The 14155-nt window shown below is 74.1% G+C and carries 15 protein-coding genes; 9 read left to right on the top strand and 6 right to left on the bottom strand.

The genetic code is table 11. The features are described 5' to 3' along the window. Nucleotides 1–40: 40 nt before the first annotated feature. From ACWED2_RS40525 to ACWED2_RS40510, 4 genes are all read right to left on the bottom strand, one after another. Nucleotides 41–298, bottom strand: a complete 258-nt coding sequence (locus ACWED2_RS40525; protein ID WP_449695827.1) for an acyl carrier protein — start codon at nt 296–298, stop codon at nt 41–43. A gap of 156 nt (nt 299–454) precedes the next feature. After that, nucleotides 455–1345 (bottom strand): glycosyltransferase family 2 protein, encoded by an 891-nt coding sequence (locus ACWED2_RS40520; protein ID WP_449695826.1) that lies wholly within the window; start codon nt 1343–1345, stop codon nt 455–457. After that, a complete protein-coding gene (locus tag ACWED2_RS40515; protein WP_449695825.1) occupies nt 1324–2190 on the bottom strand; it encodes a glycosyltransferase family 2 protein in 867 nt (288 codons plus the stop codon). The genes ACWED2_RS40520 and ACWED2_RS40515 overlap by 22 nt, the downstream gene beginning before the upstream one ends. After that, nucleotides 2187–3044, bottom strand: coding sequence for a polysaccharide pyruvyl transferase family protein (locus ACWED2_RS40510; protein WP_449695824.1), 858 nt, complete (start codon nt 3042–3044; stop codon nt 2187–2189). The genes ACWED2_RS40515 and ACWED2_RS40510 overlap by 4 nt, the downstream gene beginning before the upstream one ends. A 73-nt stretch (nt 3045–3117) precedes the next feature. On the opposite strand from ACWED2_RS40510, the gene ACWED2_RS40505 reads away from it, so the two are divergent. From ACWED2_RS40505 to ACWED2_RS40465, 9 genes are all read left to right on the top strand, one after another. Then, a complete protein-coding gene (locus ACWED2_RS40505; RefSeq protein WP_449695823.1) occupies nt 3118–4083 on the top strand; it encodes a UDP-glucuronic acid decarboxylase family protein in 966 nt (321 codons plus the stop codon). A 112-nt stretch (nt 4084–4195) separates the two neighbouring features. Continuing rightward, a complete protein-coding gene (locus ACWED2_RS40500; RefSeq protein WP_449695822.1) occupies nt 4196–5869 on the top strand; it encodes a carbamoyltransferase family protein in 1674 nt (557 codons plus the stop codon). Then, a complete protein-coding gene (locus ACWED2_RS40495) occupies nt 5869–6429 on the top strand; it encodes a D-sedoheptulose-7-phosphate isomerase (RefSeq protein WP_449695856.1) in 561 nt (186 codons plus the stop codon). The genes ACWED2_RS40500 and ACWED2_RS40495 overlap by 1 nt, the downstream gene beginning before the upstream one ends. After that, complete coding sequence (locus ACWED2_RS40490) at nt 6426–7793, top strand: PfkB family carbohydrate kinase (protein ID WP_449695821.1); 1368 nt, start codon at nt 6426–6428, stop codon at nt 7791–7793. Before ACWED2_RS40495 ends, ACWED2_RS40490 begins: the two co-directional genes overlap by 4 nt. 36 nt (nt 7794–7829) lie before the next feature. Then, nucleotides 7830–8516: an SDR family oxidoreductase gene (locus ACWED2_RS40485; protein ID WP_449695820.1), complete on the top strand. Its 687-nt coding sequence runs from the start codon at nt 7830–7832 to the stop codon at nt 8514–8516. Further along, nucleotides 8507–9457: a glycosyltransferase family 9 protein gene (locus tag ACWED2_RS40480; protein WP_449695819.1), complete on the top strand. Its 951-nt coding sequence runs from the start codon at nt 8507–8509 to the stop codon at nt 9455–9457. The genes ACWED2_RS40485 and ACWED2_RS40480 overlap by 10 nt, the downstream gene beginning before the upstream one ends. Continuing rightward, on the top strand, nt 9450–10760 hold the full coding sequence (locus ACWED2_RS40475) for a UDP-glucose dehydrogenase family protein (protein WP_449695818.1): 1311 nt from the start codon (nt 9450–9452) through the stop codon (nt 10758–10760). The genes ACWED2_RS40480 and ACWED2_RS40475 overlap by 8 nt, the downstream gene beginning before the upstream one ends. Continuing rightward, nucleotides 10757–11362, top strand: coding sequence for a flavodoxin family protein (locus tag ACWED2_RS40470; RefSeq protein ID WP_449695817.1), 606 nt, complete (start codon nt 10757–10759; stop codon nt 11360–11362). The genes ACWED2_RS40475 and ACWED2_RS40470 overlap by 4 nt, the downstream gene beginning before the upstream one ends. 97 nt (nt 11363–11459) lie before the next feature. Further along, a complete protein-coding gene (locus tag ACWED2_RS40465) occupies nt 11460–11639 on the top strand; it encodes a hypothetical protein (protein WP_308675666.1) in 180 nt (59 codons plus the stop codon). Nucleotides 11640–11643: 4 nt separating this feature from the next. Here ACWED2_RS40465 and ACWED2_RS40460 read toward each other — a convergent pair whose 3' ends face one another. Further along, nucleotides 11644–12783, bottom strand: coding sequence for an FUSC family protein (locus ACWED2_RS40460; RefSeq protein WP_449695816.1), 1140 nt, complete (start codon nt 12781–12783; stop codon nt 11644–11646). After that, a complete protein-coding gene (locus ACWED2_RS40455; RefSeq protein WP_449695815.1) occupies nt 12780–14129 on the bottom strand; it encodes an aldehyde dehydrogenase family protein in 1350 nt (449 codons plus the stop codon). The genes ACWED2_RS40460 and ACWED2_RS40455 overlap by 4 nt, the downstream gene beginning before the upstream one ends. Nucleotides 14130–14155: the final 26 nt, after the last annotated feature.

The raw sequence follows: 14155 nt of genomic DNA, 5'->3' as shown, positions 1-14155 counted from the left end.
TCGACGCCTTTCCGTAGCTGTGGCAGACCGTGGCCCGGGCTCAGGCGACGATGGCGAGCTGCCGGACGACTTCGTCGAAAAGATCGCGCGGAGTTTCGAGCTCGATGACGATGTCGGCGGGAAGCTCGACACCGTGTTTTTGCTCAATCCGGTGCAGGGCGTTGAAGAGGGCGAGCGAGTCGATGCCGAGTTCGGCGAACTCCAGGTCGGCGAGCTCCTCTGCCGGGCGGTCCGGCGCCTCGGCTTCGCCGGTGAGCGAGAAAAGAAGATCGAGCAGCTCAGTCATGGTGAATTGCATCGGACTTCCTCCGCTCGGCACCGCCACAGTCGCCAATATTCTGGCAGGGCGAGCCGAGCCGGGGCTTCTCCGCAATTGCGCCCGGAAATTGATGTTGCCGGGGAGATCGAAATCGACATTATTCCGCGGCTTCCGAAATTCGGGCAACCCGGACTTTCAGCCCACGTAGCGGCGTGCCTTCGATTCCCGCTGCGGGGCTTCCAGCAGGCGCAACCCGTGCTCGACGTGCGCCGGCACCACGCGGCGGTCCCGCAGCACCCACGGCAGGCCGCGGGCCACGTCCAGCAGGGCCGCCGCGGTGGTGGCATCGCGCGGCGCGGTGCGCAGCACGTCCCGGCCGCGGCGGAGGACCGCCGGCCAGGGGCGGCGCAGGAGCAGTGTCCACAGTGTATTGCGGATGCCCAGGCGGCGGCGGTGGCGCGGGTCGCGCAGCTTCGACGGCGCGTGGTGGATGACGACGTCCTCCGCCCAGCACATCCACCACCCGCGCGCGGCGAGGTCCAGCGCGAACAGCTCCTCCTCGCCGCCGAGCCACATCCGAGTCGAGAAGCCGCCGACCTCGCGGAACGCGCTGACGCGCACCGTCGTCAGGCCCGCCATGACGCCGAGCAGCGCCGGCCCCGGCAGCCAGTCCGGCCCGGGCACCGGCGACTCGCGCAGCTCCGGCGTGATCGGGTCCTCGGCCAGGCCGGGCTCGACCAGGCAGCGTCCGGTCACCGAGCCCAGCCCCGGGTACGCGTCCAGCAGGTCGGCCGCCCGGGTCAGCGCGCCCGGCTGCCACGTCGTGTCGTCGTCGCAGAAGGCCACGTACGGGGTCGTCACCTGCTCGACCGCGATGTTGCGCGCCACCGCACCGAGGTTCTCCGCCAGCCGGAACAGGCGGACACCCGGGAACTCCCGCGCGACCATCTCGGCCGTGCCGTCCGCGGAGCCGTTGTCGGCGACGAAGAGGGGCGCGGCGTCCGGCAAGGACGTCATGTGGTCCAGGGTCTCGCGCAGCTGCTCGCGGCGGTTGCAGGTGATGATCACGACCGAGGTTCGCGCCATTCGGCGGTCCTTTCCAGAGTCCGGGCCTGGTGTTCGACGTGGGCGGGCAGGACGCGGCGGGAGCTCAGCGCACGCGGCAGGCGCGGCACCGCACCGAGGACGGCGCCGGGTGCCCGCACCAGCGTCCGCGCCACTTCGCGGCGGCACACCCGCGGCGGACGGCGCAGCACGGCGATGAGCAGCCGGTTGCGCAGTTCGGCCCGGCGGCGCCACGACGACGGCGGCCGCGACCGGGACGGGTGGTGGTGGGCGCGCAGGCGCCCGACGTAGCAGACCTCCCAGCCGCGGGCGGCCAGGTCGTAGGCGAGCAGTTGTTCCTCCGCGCCGAAGTGCAGCAGCGGGCTGAAGCCGCCCACCTGCAGGTACGCCGTGCGGCGCACGATCGCCGAGCAGGCCAGGAAGCCGAGCACCAGCGGCCCGGGCGCGCCGTCCGGGTGCCCCAGCGGGCTGCGCTCCATTTCGGGCGTCACCGGGTCGTCCCGGCATTCCGGGCCGACCAGGGTGCGCGCGGCGAGCAGGCCGGTTCTCGGGTGCTCGTCGAAGATCCGCTCCGCTTCGGCCAGCGCGTCCGGTGCCCACCACGAGTCGTCGTCGCTGAAGGCGACGTACGGCGTGTCCGCCGCGATGACGCCGAGGGTGCGGGCGGCGGCGCCGAGGTTCTGCGGCAGGCGGATCACCCGCGCGTTCGGGTGCCGCCGCGCGACCCCGGCCGTGTCGTCCTCGGACGCGTTGTCGAGCACGATGACCGGCGGCCGCGGGTCCAAAGAGGACAGCCGAGCGAGGGTGCGCGCCAGCTCGGTGGCGCGGTTGCGGGTGGCGATGACGACGGTCGTGCGCGCGCTCACCGCGGCCCCGCCAGCTCGTCCACCAGCGCGGCCAGGGAAGCCGGGTGCGCGGGCGGCCGCACCGGCGCGGCCAGGCACCACTTCAGGCGCGCATCGAGCAACGCGGTGTCGTGGGCGTCCTCGGCGGCCACCACCGGCCAGTCCAGCGCCTTCCCCTGCGCGGTCACCTTCCCGCCGCCGGCCACCGGGTCCACGGCGAGCACCGGCACCCCGGCCTTGAGCCCGAAGACCAGGCCGTGCAGCCGGGTCGTCACCACGGCGTCCATTTTGGACACCAGAGCGGCGAACTGGTCCGGCGTGGCGCAGCGCTCCCAGTCCTCGTGCGCCAGGCGCGTGTCCAGCGGCACGCGGGCGCAGTCCAGCCCGGCGAGCCAGCCGGTCAGTGCCTCGTGGACGTCGCCGTGCCGTCCCGCGTTGCCGTATTCCGGCTGGTGCGGCGCCAGGATCACGCTCAGCACCGGAGTGGGTGACACCGGCGCGCCCAGTGACAGGTCGAGCTCGGCGGTGACACCGTCGTCGCGCGGGAGAACCCGGTGGAACCCCGTCACAGCCGGGTCGCCGGCGTCGGGTACGGACACACCGACCGCGATCCGGCGGCAGGAGGCGTAGCGCTCGTGCAGCGCGCGCACCTGCGGCCCGTGGACCGGGCCGCAGGCGAAGACGACGTGCGTGAAGTCGCCGGGTGGCGCGTCGGGCAGGTGCAGGGTGCCGGGCCGGAAGCCCGGGCTCCACGCGACGCGGTGGTCGATCCCGGCCTCCGCCAGCGCGGCCGCCGCCGCGCGCAGGCTCAGGACGTCACCCGCCGTCGCTTCCCCGTGCAGAAAACTGGCCCAACCGGTGAGCAGAACTCGCATGGTGGGGGCGCTTACCCGCTGCCCGCGCCGTTACACGGGTTTGCGCCCACCAGGGCCGGGTAGCCGCTCCGGCATGACGGATCCGGGAGTGACCAGGCGGTTCGAACGTGCGGTGGTGACCGGGGGTGCCGGCTTCGTCGGCGCCCACCTGTGCGAGCTGCTGCTCGAAGAGGACGTCGAGGTGGTCGCCGTCGACAACCTCGCGACGTCCTCGGCGGACACCCTGGACCACCTGCGCCGCCACGAGCGGTTCCGGTTCGTGCGCCACGACGTCACGCAGCCGATGCCGCTGGGCTGCGCGGCCGACGTCGTGTTCCACCTCGCTTCGGCCGCCTCGCCCCGCGACTACCTTGCCCTGCCGATCGAGACGCTGCGCGCGGGCTCGCACGGCACCGAGAACGCGCTGGAGCTGGCCCGCCGCACTCGCGCCCGGTTCGTGCTCGCCTCCACCAGCGAGGTCTACGGCGATCCCCTGGAACACCCGCAGCGCGAACGGTACTGGGGCAACGTCAACCCGATCGGGCCGCGCAGTGTCTACGACGAAGCCAAGCGCTACGCCGAAGCGCTGACCTCGGCCTACCGCCGCGAATTCGGCGTCGACACGGCGATCGCGCGGATCTTCAACACCTACGGCCCCGGCATGCGCGCCCACGACGGCCGGATGATCCCCGCCTTCCTCGACCAGGCGCTCAAGGGCGAGCCGATCACGGTCACCGGCACCGGCGAACAGACCCGGTCCATCTGCTACGTCGAGGACACCGTCCGCGGGCTGCTCGCGCTCGCGCGGTCGGGCCACCCCGGGCCGGTGAACATCGGCAACCCGGACGAGCTGACCGTCCGTCAGGTGGCCGAGCGGATCAAGGACATCACCGGCTCCGGCTCCCCCATCGAGAACATCGACGCCGTCGTCGACGACCCGCAGCGCCGCTGCCCCGACATCGCTCTCGCCCGCGACGTCCTCGGCTGGGAACCGAAGGTCGACGCGGACGACGGCCTCCGTCGCACTGCGGCGTGGTTCCGCCGGGCGCCGTCGCGCTGAGTAGCGACGCCCAGGGCTTTTGCGCGCCATCGTTTATCAACGACTTCGCCGGGTAGCGCTATAGGCGAGAGCGGGCCTCACGAGTCCGCACCGAAACGCCAGAGGCAGGTCGATGCGCATACTCGGGATCAACGCCGTTTTCCACGACCCGGCCGCAGCGCTGGTGGTGGACGGGGAGATCGTCGCCGCGGCGGAAGAAGAGCGGTTCAGCCGCCGCAAGCACGGCAAGCAGGCGGTGCCGTTCTCCACGTGGGAACAGCCCGCGCAGGCCGCCGCCTGGTGCCTCGCTCAGGCGGGACTGTCCGCGAAGGACCTCGACGCCGTCGGGTACTCCTACGACCCCGCGCTCGTCGAGCCGGGCCTGCCCGGGCACGACCCGAGCGGCGAGGAGCTGCGGACGGAGTTCGCGAAGCGGGCGCCCCTGTTCCTGAAGTCCGCGTTGCCCGGCCTGGACCCGGGCATCGTCAAGTTCGTCCGGCACCACGTCGCGCACGCCGCGTCGGCCGCGCTCGCCGCGCCCTTCGGCGACTGCGCCGTGCTCGTGGCCGACGGACGCGGCGAGAGCACGTCGTATCTGGCCGGTGAGTACCGCGACGGCCGGTTCAAGGAACTGGCGGCGCAGAAGCTGCCGCACTCGCTCGGCCTGCTCTACGAAGACCTCACCGAGCACTGCGGCTTCGCCCGGTCCAGCGACGAGTACAAGGTCATGGCGCTGGCGTCCTACGGCACGCCGGAGTTCCTGGACGAACTCTGCGAGCACGTCCACGTGACCGGCGACGGCGGGTTCCACGCCTCCGGCGTCGACCTGGCCGCGCTCGCCCCGCGTCGCGGACCCGGCGAAGAACTCACGCGCCGCCACGCCGATCTCGCCGCGAGCGTCCAGAAAGTCCTCGAGGACATCCTGCTGGAACTCGCGGACTGGCTGCACGAGGCCACCGGGCAGCGCGACCTGGCGATGGCGGGCGGGATCGCGCTCAACTGCGTCGCCAACACCCGCCTGCACGCCGAAGGCCCGTTCGACCGGATCTGGGTGCAGCCCGCCGCCGGGGACGCGGGTACCGCGCTCGGCGCGGCCCTGCAGCTGGCCGCCGAAGCCGGGGAACGCGGGACGCCGATGGGCGACGCCGGGCTCGGTCGCGGGTGGACGGACGAGGAGCTCGAGGAAATCCTCATCAAGGCGAAGCTGCCGTACGAGCGGCCGGACGACCTCGCCGAGACCGTGGCCGAAGCGCTGGCGGACGACGAGGTCATCGCGTGGTTCCAGGGCCGCGCCGAATTCGGCCCGCGGGCGCTCGGGCACCGCTCCCTGCTGGCCCACCCGGGCCGCAAGGCGAACCTCGAGCGGCTCAACGACGTCAAGGGCCGCGAGCAGTTCCGCCCGGTGGCGCCGATGGTGCGGGCCGAGCGGGCGGCCGAGATCTTCACCCGCGGCCCGCTGCCGAGCCCGTACATGCTGTTCGTGCACGACGTCGCCGAAGCCTGGCGCGACCGCATCCCGGCCGTCACGCACGTCGACGGCACGGCCCGCGTGCAGACCGTCGAGGAGCGCGAAAACCCGGTGCTGGCCCGGATGCTGGCCGCCTTCGAGCGCCGGACCGGCCTGCCCGTCGTGATCAACACCAGCCTCAACACCGCGGGCCGCCCGATGGTCGACTCGCCCCGCGACGCCCTCGAATGTTTCGGTTCCGCCCCGATCGACCTGCTCGCGCTGGGGCCGTTCGTGCTCCGGCGTCCCCGAACCACCCGAACCGGCGCGGCGTCGCCGGAGGAAAAGGAGGTGCCGTGATGGAAGACCATCTCGCCGCGTTGGCCGAAGCCGCCGAGCGGACCCGCGAATCCGCCCACAGGATAACCGCGTGGGGACGGCACCTCGCCGGCGTGTTCGAAGCCGGCGGCAAGCTGCTCGCCTGCGGCAACGGTGGCAGCGCCGCCGAAGCCCAGCACCTGACCGGCGAGCTCGTCGGGCGGTTCCGCCACGAACGGCGGCCGTTGCCGGCCATCGCCCTGCACGCGGACACGTCCGCGACCACCGCGATCGTCAACGACTACGGCGACCACGAGGTGTTCGCCCGCCAGGTGCGCGCGCACGGGCGGCCGGGTGACGTGCTGGTCTGCCTGTCCACCAGCGGCACCAGCCAGAACGTCGTCGCCGCGGCCAAGGCCGCGCACGAACTCGGCGTGACGACGTGGGCGCTGACCGGCCCGGCCCCCAATCCGCTCGCCGCCCTGTGCGACGACGCTGTCACCGTCGAGGCGCCGACCGTCGCGACCGTGCAGGAAATGCACCTGGTGCTGGTCCACGGCCTCTGCGCGGCCCTCGACGACGCGCTCGGAGTGACCGCGTGAGGCCGCTGGTCGTCCTCGGCGACACGCTGCTGGACGTCGACGCCGAAGGCACCGCCGAGCGGCTGTGCCCCGAGGCGCCGGTGCCGGTGGTCGACCTGACGGCCCGGCGCCGCCGTCCCGGCGGGGCCGGCCTGGCCGCGCTGCTCGCCGCGCGGTCGGCCGGCGAGGTCGTGCTGGTCACGCCGCTCGGCGACGACGAAGGCGGCCACGCGCTCACCGGGCTGCTCGAACCGGACGTCACCGTGCTGCCGCTGCCGCTGCGCGGCACGACGGTGTGCAAGACCCGCGTCCGCGCGGGCGGGCAGTCGTTGCTGCGCCTGGATTCCGGTGACGGCACGGCGGCCACCGACCCGCTGCCCGCCCGGGTGCACGAAGTCCTCGAAGACGCCGGCGCGATCCTCGTGGCCGACTACGGCCGCGGCCTGACGCGCCACCCGGGCGTCCGCCGCCTCCTGCGGGAGGTGGCCGAGCGGATCCCGGTCGTGTGGGACCCGCATCCCCGCGGCGCGCAGCCGGTGCCCGGCGCGCGGCTGGTCACGCCGAACCTCGCCGAGGCCCGCGCGGTGCTGGCCGGGCACGAGGAACCGGCCGAGCTCGCCAAGCTGCTGCGCGGCCACTGGCACGCCGACGCCGTCGCGGTGACCGTCGGGTCCCGTGGTGCGGTGCTCTCCGACGGCCTCGGCGAAACGACCGTCCCGATCCCCGCCGCGGCGCGGACGCCGGGGCACACCGCGCCGGACACCTGCGGCGCGGGCGACCGGTTCGCCGCCGCGGCCACGGCGGCCCTGCTCGGCGGGGCGGACACGACCGAAGCCGTGGTGACGGCGGTCGAAGCGGCCGCCCGGTTCGTCGCCGCCGGCGGGGCCACCGCGCTGTCCACGAACGACGGCCCGGTGCCCGATCCGCAGCCGGCGACCGACGCCTTCGGCCTCGCCGAGCGGATCCGCGAAACCGGCGGCCGGCTGATCGCCACCGGCGGTTGCTTCGACCTGCTGCACCCCGGGCACGTCAGCCTGCTGCGGCAGGCCCGCGCCCTCGGCGACGCGCTCGTCGTCTGCCTCAATTCCGACGCGTCGGTGCGGGGCCTGAAGGGGCCCGGCCGTCCGCTGGTCCGCGACCGCGACCGGGCCCGGCTGCTCAGCGCACTGTCCTTTGTGGACGCCGTTGCGGTCTTCGACGAGCCCTCGCCGGCCGCCGTCCTGGCGAAGCTGCGCCCGGACGTGTGGGTGAAGGGCGGCGACTACGCCGACGCGGACCTGCCCGAACGCGAAGTGGTCGAACGGCACGGCGGCGAGGTCGTGCTCGTCCCGACCGTGCCCGGCTACTCGACCTCCCGGCTGGTCGCCGCGGCGGCCAGTGCCTGACCCCTCCGACCCCGACTCCGACCCCGAAGGAGTGCGATGCGACCCCTCGGCAACGTCCTGATCACCGGTGGCGCCTCCGGCCTCGGCGCCGCCACCGTCGACGCCGTCCGCAAGGCGGGCGGCACCCCGTACGTCCTCGACCGCGTCCGCCCCGAAGACCCGGCGGAGTACGTGGAAGCCGACCTGACCGACACCGCCGCCACCGAGGCCGCGGTCCGGGAGCTCGCCGAGCGCGCGGGCGGCCTGGACGGCGTCTTCACCGCCGCCGGCACCGACGCCTGCGGGCCACTGTCCGGTGTGTCCACGGAGGACTGGGAGCGGGTTGTCAAGGTGAACCTGTTCGGCACGGCCGCGGTGATCCGCGCCGCGCTCCCCTACCTGGAACGCTCGCGCGGCACGGTCGTCACCGTGGCGTCCACCCTGGGCATCAAGGCGGTGAGCGACGCGACCGCCTACTGCGCCTCGAAGTTCGGCGTCGTCGGCTTCACCCGGGCGCTGGCCGCCGAGCTGGCCGGGCGCGTCGGCGTCACGCTGCTCATCCCCGGCGGGATGTGGACGCACTTCTTCGACGACCGCACCGACCAGTACAAGCCGCCGCCGGACGCGAAGCTGAACCAGCCCGAGCACGTCGCGAACACCGTCGTGTTCGCGCTGCAGCAGCCGCCCGGCGCCGAGGTCCGCGAGCTGGTCGTGTGCGCGTCCGAGGAGGGGTCGTGGCCGTGAGCTCCGCGGTCCTCGTACTGCGCGCCCTCGGCGTCGGGGACCTGCTGACCGCGGTCCCCGCGCTGCGGGCCCTGCGGGCGGCGTACCCGGACGACCGGCTGGTGCTGGCCGCGCCGGAGCAGCTGCGGGACCTCGTCGAGCTGATCGACGCCGTCGACGAGCTGCTGCCGACACCACGGCTCGGCGAGCTCGCCTGGCCGGGCTCCCCGCCGCGGCTGGCGGTCAACCTGCACGGCAGCGGCCCGGAGAGCGTCCACGACCTCCTGGGCACCGACCCGGCCGAACTGCTGACCCACCGCCACCCGGACTTCCCCGACGTGCCGGGCCTCGACTGGCGCGACGACGTCCACGAGGTGGACCGCTGGTGCCGGCTCGTCGAGTACCACCACCTGGTGGCGGACCGCTCGGCACTGCACCTGCCCGTGCCGCCGGGCCCGAGCCCGGCCCCGGACGCCGTCGTGGTGCACCCCGGCGCGGCGTTCCCGGCCCGGCGCTGGCCGCCCGAGCGGTTCGCGACCGTCGTCCGGCACCTCGCTGCCGACGGGCACCGCGTCGTGCTCACCGGCAGCGCCGCCGAACGCGACCTGGCGCTGTCGATCGCCGAATCGGCCGGGCTCGGCGAGGACGCCGTGCTGGCCGGGCGCACCGATCTGGCGGACCTGGCCGCGCTGGTGGCCGGGGCGGCGCTCGTCGTCTGCGGCGACACCGGTGTCGGGCACCTCGCCACGGCGTTCGGCACGCCGTCGGTGCTGCTGTTCGGCCCGACCCCGCCCCGGCTGTGGGGCCCACCGCCGTCCGCCCGGCAGCACGTGGTGCTCTGGGCCGGGAACGTCGGCGACCCGCACGGCGAAGAGCCCGACGGCGGATTGCTGCTGCTCGGCGAAGAGCGCGTGCTGGCCGCGACGCGCTCGGCCCTGGAAATGCGGGTGGCCCATGGGTGAGCACATCGGGATCGTCGGCGCGGGCTACGTCGGCCTGACCAGTGCCGCCTGCTTCGCCCGCCTCGGGCACCGCGTCACCTGCGTGGACGCCGACGAGTCCAAAGTGGACGAGCTGGGCCGGGGAGTGGTGTCCATCGCCGAGCCCGGCCTGGCCGAACTGGTCGGCGAGGGCATCGCCGACCGCACGCTGAGCTTCACCACGGCGCAAGCCGAGCTCTACGGCGCGGACCTCGTCTTTCTGTGCCTGCCGACGCCGCCCGCCGAGGACGGCCGCCCCGACCTCGGGGTGCTCGAAACCGTCGTGCCGCAACTGGGGCGGCTGCTGCGGCCCGGGTGCGTGCTGGTGACCAAGTCGACGGTGCCGGTCGGCACGGCGGCGCGGCTCCCGCACCTGCTGCGCCGCGACGACCTGCCGGTGGTCGCCAACCCGGAATTCCTCCGCGAAGGCCACGCCGTCGAAGACTTCCTGCACCCGGACCGGGTCGTGGTCGGCACCGACCCGGCGGATTCGCCTGCGGCGCAGCGGGTCGCGCGGCTGTACGAGCCGACCGGCGCGCCGGTGGTGGCCACCGACTCGGCGAGCGCCGAACTCGCGAAGTACGCGAGCAACGCGTTCCTCGCCGTGAAACTGTCCTACGTGAACGTGCTCGCCGAGCTGTGCGAGCGGTTCGGCGCGGACGTCCGCGAGGTCTCGCGCACCATGGGCCTCGACGCGCGGATCGGTCCCGGGTTCCTCGCCCCCGGCCCCGGCTGGGGCGGGTCGTGCCTGCCGAAGGACACCTCCGCCCTGCTGCACGCGGCCGAGTCGGCGGGCGTCGACTTCGGCATCCTGCGCGACGCGGTCCGCGTCAACGCCCGGCAGCGCGCCCGGGTGGTGCGGGCCGTCCGGCAGGCCGTGACCGGCTCTCCCGCCGGATCCCTCGCGGGGGCCCGCATCGGGCTGCTGGGCCTGGCCTTCAAGGCGGGCACCGGCGACCTGCGCGACTCCCCCGCCCTCGCGGTGGCCGACGACCTGGCCCGCGCGGGCGCCGAGCTGACCGCGCACGACCCGGCCGTCGCGTGTGTGCCCGGCATGAGCTCGGTCCAGGTCGTCGACGACCCGTACCTGGTGGCCAAGGACGCCGCGGCGCTCGTCGTGCTCACCGAGTGGCCCGAGTTCCGGGACCTCGACTGGGCCCGGCTGGCCGCGTCGGCCGACCGGGCGGTCGTCGTCGACACCCGCAACCTGCTCGATCCCGACGCCCTCGCCGAAGCCGGGTTCGCCCACGTCGGCGTCGGCACCCATCCCAGGAGGCAGTCATGACCCTGCGCGTCCTCGCGCTGACCTGCACGCTCAAGCCCTCGCCGGCGAAGTCGAGCAGCGACCTCATCGCGCGGCAGCTGCTCGACCTCTTCGCCGAACGCGGCGCCACCGGCGAGCTGGTCCGCGTGGTCGACCACGACATCCGTCCCGGCGTCGAGGCCGACATGGGCGACGGGGACGCGTGGCCGGACATCCGGCGGAAGATCGCCGCCGCCGAGGTCCTGCTGATCGTCACCCCGACGTGGGTCGGGCACATGTCGAGCGTCGCGCAGCGGGTCCTGGAACGCCTCGACGCCGAGCTGTCCGAAACCGACGACGAAGGCCGGCCGGCAATGTTCGGCAAGGTCGCGGTGGCCGCGGTCGTCGGCAACGAGGACGGCGCCCACAAGATCATCGCGGACCTGTTCCAGGCGCTGAACGACGTCGGCTTCACGGTGCCGGCCCAGGGCGCGACCTACTGGAACGGCGAGGCCATGCAGGGCGGCGACTACCAGGACCTCGACGAGACGCCCGAGGCCGTGGCCTCGACGAACGCGACGCTGGTCCGCAACGCCGTCCACCTCGCCGAGCTCCTGCGCGAGCAGCAGTACCCGGCCAAGTGACTACGCCGTTCGAGTGACATCGCTGCGCCGGACGAGTGTGGCGCAGGACACGGGGGTAACCCGCTGGGACCTTCCAACCTTGTCAGGGGGCTCCACCATGCCGAACCGAGTCATGATCAGCCGCGACAGCAAGCCGATCCCCTGCGAAGAGTGCGGCCTGCCGACGCTGCACGTCGCGCGGCTGGTGTCCGGGGACGGCACGCTGCTGGGCCAGACGATGGTGTGCACGGCCTGCCGCCGGCACCGGTCCGAAGCGGACGCGATCGCCATCCAGTAGGTTCTCAGCGCTTTTCCAGCTGCTCCAGCAGCAGCCGCGCGGGCAGCGTCAAGGTGCCCAGACCCAGCCGGGCGGGGACGCCGTCCTCCTCGGCGGTCACCAGCCGCTTCTCCAGCTTCTCGAGCAGCGCCCGGCATTCGTCGAGCTCGACGGGTTCGCCGGCCACCGCCACCGCCTGCACGGCCCCGGCCAGGTGGTGCATCAGATCGGCCAGTGCCTCGCGCGCGTCCGGCCAGGGGTACTCGAACGGGTGCTCGCGGCCGCCGGCAGTGGTCCGCACGGCGGCGATGAGCTGCGACATCGCCGGCCACAACCAGATGAGCGTCCGAAGTGGACGTTCGTGGCGCGTCCCGGCGGACGGCCGTCCGCGGCGGAGGTTCAGCATCCGCCCCTCCCGCGTCAGGCCGACGGCTTCCTCGGCCGCCAGCACCTGGCTGCGGGCGTCCTGCACCCGGGACTGCAGGCCGTCGAGGTCTTCGGGCGGCTCGTCCCGGCGGATCAGGTCGGACAGCCACTCGAGGAGCTCCGCCAGGGCCTTCCCGAGCCGCCCGGCGGCCGTGGCCAGCCGTTCCCCGTAGAGCGGCGGGAAGATCAGCGTGTTGACGGCGACGCCGATGGCCGCGCCGAGCGCGGTTTCGAGGAGGCGGTCGCCGAGCAGGACGGGTTCGCGGGCGGTGCCGTAGGAGATGACGAGCATGCCGGTGACGCCGACCCAGACACCGGCGTCGCCGAACCGCCGCCAGCTCCCGGCGAGCAGCCCGAGGAAGACGACAGTGGCGAGCGCCACGGCCTGCCACGGGATGAGCTGCCCGGCGACGGCGGCGAGCACGACACCGGAGGCGACCGAGCCGACCTGCTGCAGCCACCCGCGGAGCGACCGGTAGACGGTCGCTTCGACGAGGAAGACGGCGGCGTAGGGCGCGAGGAACGGTTGCGGCAGCCGGAGCACGAGGGTGGCGAGCAACCAGGCGGCGGTCGCGGCGAAGGTGGCCTTGGCGCTCTGGACGAGGATGCGGCGTTCCCGGCCCGGGACGCGGAGGGCGCGGCCCAGCCAGCCGATCGGGGTGCGGTCGGGCCGCTCGGCGTTCTTCACGACTCCGGCGCCCGGCCGCTCCTCCCCCGCCACCGGCCGTCGTCCGGTCATGCGGGCGGTGCGATGTGCACGAGCTTCGTCTGGGTCAGCTCGTCCAGGAGCTCCGGCCCGTACCCGTAGCCGTTCCCGCTCCGGCCGCGCGGGTGCGCCGCTCCGCCCGGGGCGCCGCCGAACACGTTGTTCACCTTGACCGTCCCCGCCGGCAGCTCGCGCCAGGCCCGCTGCGCGTGTGCCATCGAGCCCGTCAGCACCGTCGCCGCCAGGCCGTACTCGCCCTTCGCCGCTTCGGCCAGGCCCTCGTCGAAGCTCTCCACCACCCGGACCGGGGCCACCGGGCCGAACGTTTCCTCCGTCATCACCCGCAACTCCGGCCCGCAGCCGGTGAGCACCGTCGCCGGGTAGTGCGCGCCCGGACCGTCCGGGACCTCGCCGCCCGTCAACAGCCGGGCACCCCGGGAAACCGCGTCCGCCACCTGGGAATGCACGTGGTCGCGGTGCCGCCGGTCCACCAGCGGGGCCAACGTGCGCGACTCCGCCTCCTTCACCAGCGCCGCCAGGAACGGCTCGGCCACCGCCGGGCACACGTAGATCCGCTCGACCGCCACGCAGATCTGCCCCGAGTTCGCGAACGCCCCCAGCGCCGCCTGCCCGGCCGCCCACGCCGGGTCGACGTCCTCGTCGATCACCAGCGGGTCGTTGCCGCCGTTCTCCAGCAGCGTCTTCGCCCCCGTCGCGGCCGCGCTCGCGGCGATCGACCGGCCGGTCGCCGTGCTCCCCACGTGGGCGATGACGTCGACGCCGGCGTGCATCGCGAGGATCGCGCCGACCCCGCCGTCGCCGTGCAGGGTCTGCAGCACGCCGTCCGGGAACACGCCTTCGAGCACCTCACCGAGCAGCTGGCCGGTGTGCGGTGCGCGCTCGCTCGGCTTGTGCACCACGGTGTTCCCGGTGGCCAGCGCCGCTCCCAGAAGCCCGCAGGCGACCGCGACCGGGTCGTTCCAGGGCGTGAGCGCCACGACGACGCCGCGCGGCTCGGGCACCATCAGGTCCGTCGCACCGACGTCGCCGAGCAGGCTGCGGCCGCGGTGGACCGGGCCGAGTTCGGCGTACTGGGCCAGGGTGCCCGCGCCGGCGAGCACGCCTTCGCGCGCTTCGCCGCGCGGCTTCCCCGTCTCCGCTTCGTTCGTCTCCGCCAGCTCGCCGGCGCGGGCCCGCAGCCGTTCGGCCGCCGTGTGCAGCAGCGCCCCGCGCTCGGCGGCCGGGGTCCGGGCCCACCGCGCCCCGGCCCGGCGGGCCAGCGCGAGCGCCGCGTCGATCCGGTCTTCGCCCGCGGCCGACACAGTGCCCACCACGCTGCCGTCGGCCGGGTTCCGGATTTCGATCGTTCCCGCGGTCATCCGCACCTCCTCGTCGTCGCCCGGCG

It is taken from the genome of Amycolatopsis sp. NPDC005003 (genome assembly GCF_053600695.1).
This window is presented reverse-complemented; position numbering and strand designations above follow the sequence as displayed.